3 protein-coding genes are annotated in these 4,385 nt (G+C 66.5%); all 3 read right to left on the reverse strand.

What is annotated here, in order from left to right; genetic code table 11:
- The coding region (gene cas7u / locus AB1609_16605) for a type I-U CRISPR-associated RAMP protein Csb1/Cas7u (protein ID MEW6048069.1) at positions 1-445 on the reverse strand (445 nt) is incomplete at its 3' end.
- A 31-nt stretch (positions 446-476) separates the two neighbouring features.
- Positions 477-2,564: a type I-U CRISPR-associated protein Csx17 gene (gene csx17 / locus AB1609_16610; protein ID MEW6048070.1), complete on the reverse strand. Its 2,088-nt coding sequence runs from the start codon at positions 2,562-2,564 to the stop codon at positions 477-479.
- A partial coding sequence (locus AB1609_16615; GenBank protein MEW6048071.1) for an HD domain-containing protein occupies positions 2,557-4,385 on the reverse strand: 1,829 nt, incomplete at its 5' end. The genes csx17 and AB1609_16615, both read right to left, overlap by 8 nt.

Raw genomic sequence — 4,385 nt, forward strand, 5'->3', positions numbered from 1 at the left:
TTCTTGCCAGCAGCCGAACGTCCACTGGCCCCTTTTCCATGGCACCCAGTTCACTCTGCAACTGGGTAAAGAAGGTCTTGTCCTCCCCCTCCAGGATATAGGGGGAATTCAGTCGGTGCGCCTCCAAGAGGGAATTGGTCAGCACCTTCCCGTTCTGCATCACCACCACGTAGGGGAGCCCCCGTAAGGGCTCGACTAGATCCCCGGCAGCCTCATCCCAGCAAACTGCCTCCAGTCGGTTAGCCATGCTCTGCGCCGATTCCACCAAGAGCATCTCCGTGCCGTCGTGCAGCCGGTATGTGGCGGCGCCCAAGTCGGGGAACCCGGTAGGCTGGAAGCGAGTCCCTTGCGCCGGCCGCAGGTCGACTTCAATCAGCAGCCTGGGCTCGTCCCGCAGGCGATCCAGTTGTAACGGCTCCACCATTTTGCCAAACTGAATGGCCATAGGCGGTTCCCCCTCATTCACGCGTTTGGGTTCAAGCGGAAGGCTCCAGCTCCTGGGCCGCTCGGCGCAGAACCATGTCCGCCAAGCGCTGTGCTGCTCTTTCGGAAATCGGGATCAACAGCGCGGCTGCCGCGCGCCGGACCACCTCCGGCGGCTCGTGGACGACCTCCATCAAGGGTAGGAAGCCGCTTCCCCGCAACCTTCGGACGGCGAGGCGAGTAGCCCCCGAGGCATCGCCTGCCATCGCCCTGGCGAGGATTGATCCATCCCACGGAACGGCAACGTCCTGAAGCGGATGCGGTAGGTGCACCAGCTTGAGGAGCCCGTAGATCGCTGGCGGCATCGGCTCTTCAGAACTGGCGCGCGGTTCGACACCCCTGGACCAGTCCAACAGGCACAACCCTCGTAGCAAGGCTTCCAGACGCCAGTCGTCCACCTCCCCTCGGACAAATGCCGCCACGTCGCCCAGCCCGGCCGTGCACCGCCCTTGCAAAGGCAGACCGACCGCCCCTTCTCGTATAGCGTCCACACACCGCCGGTAAAGGACGTTCGAGAGGTTTCGGACCAGGTCGCCCTTCTGCCACACGACGCGGGGATGCTTGTCCATGTCGAGCCACGCCACCCGCCGCCCCATCTGGACGGGCTCCAAATTCTCCCGGATGCCTGCCGACCCCAGCGCCGCCGCCACGCGGAATTCCGCGGACCCATCGTCGCAGGCCTCCAGCCAGGGCGGAGAGAGCAAAGGCACTGGGTCAACGGAGTACTGCTTTCTGAACTTGGGTGACGCGGCCAGCGTCGCTTCCGCCTCGCCCAGGGCCATGACGATCTCGGCGAAGCGCCGCCGCCCGCCCTCGCGACAATAGTCCATGATGGCCCGCTCGATGGCCCGCAGAACCACCCCCATCCGTGCCGGCGCTTGGTCGCTAACGGCCGCGGCACGAAACCGGTCGAGCCACCCGTCCAGTTCCGCCAGCAGGTCCACGTCCGGACGAGGGGTCACGGGCCATCGCCCCAGTGGTGTCGCCAAGTAGGCCAGCCCGTTCCGCACCTGAAACCCATACCTTTGAAAGCTGGCGATCCCGCGATCCACCCCCAGGCTGGCCACGGCCCTGGCGAAATCCACCCCGCCGACGGCCATCCGGCGGCCTACCTGGGCTCTGCCCTCCGAAAAGAGCGCCGCTACCTCATCAAGGGACGCCGGGTTGGACCAAAGGGGCAACCAGGTCTCGCCCCGCCGACTCTCATCGCTTCCGTGGGCCGACCCGTACCCAACGCCGGCAGCTCGCACCGTGAAGGGACAGCTAGCCACCCCCGGCTGTCCGCTGCCCAGCCGCCGGGTCACGGCGCTGGCGAAGAGAAGGGCGCCCTCGATCATCAGCACGAAGTCCCACGGGTTGATGAGCGACTCGCCGGAAAAGCCGGTGGTAGCGTTGGCCCCCCCTGCGGCACCCGGGTAGAACTGTCCGATTTTCTTATCACGCTGCAGGCCGGCCACTGGCTCGGCGAACAGGCATCCCCTCAGCCAACCTTCGGCGGCTGGCCGGGGTTCGCCGGTCTTGGTGTCGAACAGGTCGACAAGCCGCTGCATGAAGTTGTTGGTAAAGTCCAGACGGCCGTCGTTGCCCCCCGTACCCAGAAGAGGCGGGTACTTCGCGCCGTCATCTGTTAGTACCACGGCCGCGTCCATCCACGCCAGAGCCTCTTCCGATAGGAGATTACGGGCGGTCAGAAGGACCCGCAGCTTGGCATTCTCATCGGGCTTTTCCGAAATGCCGAGGCTGTTGAGCACGCGATGGCCAGCCTCGATCGTCTGACGATAGACCTGAAAGCGCCCTGCAGGCGACATCCTCAGCGGCCGGATGCCCTCCTGCCGGTCCTTGGGAAAGAACCCGCTCCCACCGTTCCACGGCGCCACCACCGGTGTCGGGCGGTAGGCTTGGAGAAAGAACCCCAACAGCCCCTCCCGGTCCAGGGCCGACCGCAGCCAGAAGATGTCGTCCTTCCACCATCCCCGACAGCCGGCATCCGCCTGTTCCCCTACCAGGCGCAGCACAGCCAACCCTTTCAGATAGTGGGCCAGGGGCTCCGGCCGGCAGCCAGGCAGGGGGACCTCATGCACGACCCATCACCTCCTCCCTATCCATGCCCACGCCGGCAAGGGTGCCTCGCCAGTCGGCCACCCGCACCAGCATCTCCAGCCACGCCAGCCGAAAGGGGCCGAGCCGGTCCCGCAGCCGCAGCGCGCGCTCCAGCCAACTCGGGCCATCCTCCCCCTCGCCCAACTCCATCACGGTCAAGCGCAGGTGCAACGGAGGCGTGTACACACCTGCCCCCAGGTCCAGGGCCGGCAGGCGATCGCCCTCCCAGATGCCGCGGGCGAAGCGCCGTCCCTCCGGCGGTACCGCTTCCCCCGGCAGGGAGCGGATAGACATCCGCACCTTGCCATGATGGGCCGCGACCAAGTAGGCGGCCAGATCCGATCCCCCCACCTGGAGCAGCAGGAGGGCGCTGGCCAGTTCATGGCGGAAGTGGGGGCGCTTGCGGAAACGACCGGTATCATCGTACACGCCGTACTGAAGCCAGCGCTGTTTCGCGTCCGACTTAGCCCAGGGGCCCTCCGCGCGCAGAGAGTCGTCCGCGTCCCGTCCTTCCAGCAACGCATTTTGAAACGCCTCGTGAGCCTTGCCCGCATCGTGCCAGCGGGCGGCGCACCGGAGATCGTCCGCGGGGATGTCCGGCAAGGTGTCAAAGGAGCGCAGCAGCCGCTCCATTTCCGCGGCCACGGCGTCGGCATGCTCGCGCAGCCCGATAAACCGGGCAACCAGGGACGCTGGGTCGGCGTCCAAGGCGTCATTCGGCAAACTCAGCGGTGTTTCCCCAACCTCCAGGGCAGGGGTCACGGGCGGCACCTGCCCGGCTTTCCCGGTCCACCCCAGGTCTGAGTCGTATCCTCCCGCCTTGGCGTGAAGGAGCAGGGTCACGCCGGGCCACAACGGATCCCGGCCGCGAACCGGGATCCACCGCCGCTCCAGGCCGTCCCATCGGTAGGCGGAGGTGTTTTTCAAGAACTCCCGCATGGCAGGAAGAGAAACGGGGCACAACTCCTCACGGCGTGGCGCCGGCATGTCCGCGGGCGGAACGTCCCCCTGCCATTCCCGCCAATAGACCTGAACGTCGTTGTCCTCCGCGTCCCGGATGTAGCGAGACACATCCACGTCGTTACCCGCCAGGTCGGGCGTGGTGTCGAACAGATCCAGGAGATCGCGGCGGCGTAGCACGTGGGTCAGGGGCACAGAGGTCGGGTCGGTCATACCATCGATGGCCCGAGGCCCGACTTCCGTAAGGGCTGCCAGGGTCTCCCGGGCCCAGGCCAGTTGGGGCGCCTCATACGGCAGCGTGAGCTCTTTGTGCTCCTCGCCGCCAACGATGTCCACCCAGAACACCTGGGCGGGTGCGTGACCTCCCCACTCCCCCCGCCGGTTGCAACGGCCGAACCGCTGGACCAACGACGTCCACGGTGCCAGTTCAGTGAAGAGGAGCCGCGCGGAGATGTCCACGCCCGCCTCGACGGCCTGCGTCGCTACCACAATGCATCCGCCCGGAGGCGGTGCCTGGTCCACCTCCTGTAGTCGTTCCTGGCACCGCTGCCGCTCGGCCGGACGGAAGTGAGAGTGGATCAGCAGTAGCTCCGGAACCGCCTGCGCCCTCCTGAGACGCTCCTGCACAACAGCCTGAAGCGCCCCAAATACCTCCTGCGCCCGCCTGACACGGTTGAGTACGACAAGGGTCAAGGTGCCAGGGAAATGGCGCGCGGCAACTTCCTGCGCCAAGTCGCGGGCGTACGTCTTAGCATTAGCCTTGGATAGCGTGGTGTCGCCTTTGGCCAACGGCTTTTCGGCCTCGAGCCGCAGCGCGAGACGGGGATGGGCGCGGTCCGCCC

This window comes from Bacillota bacterium (assembly GCA_040754675.1).
Lineage (GTDB): Bacteria > Bacillota > Limnochordia > Limnochordales > Geochordaceae > Geochorda.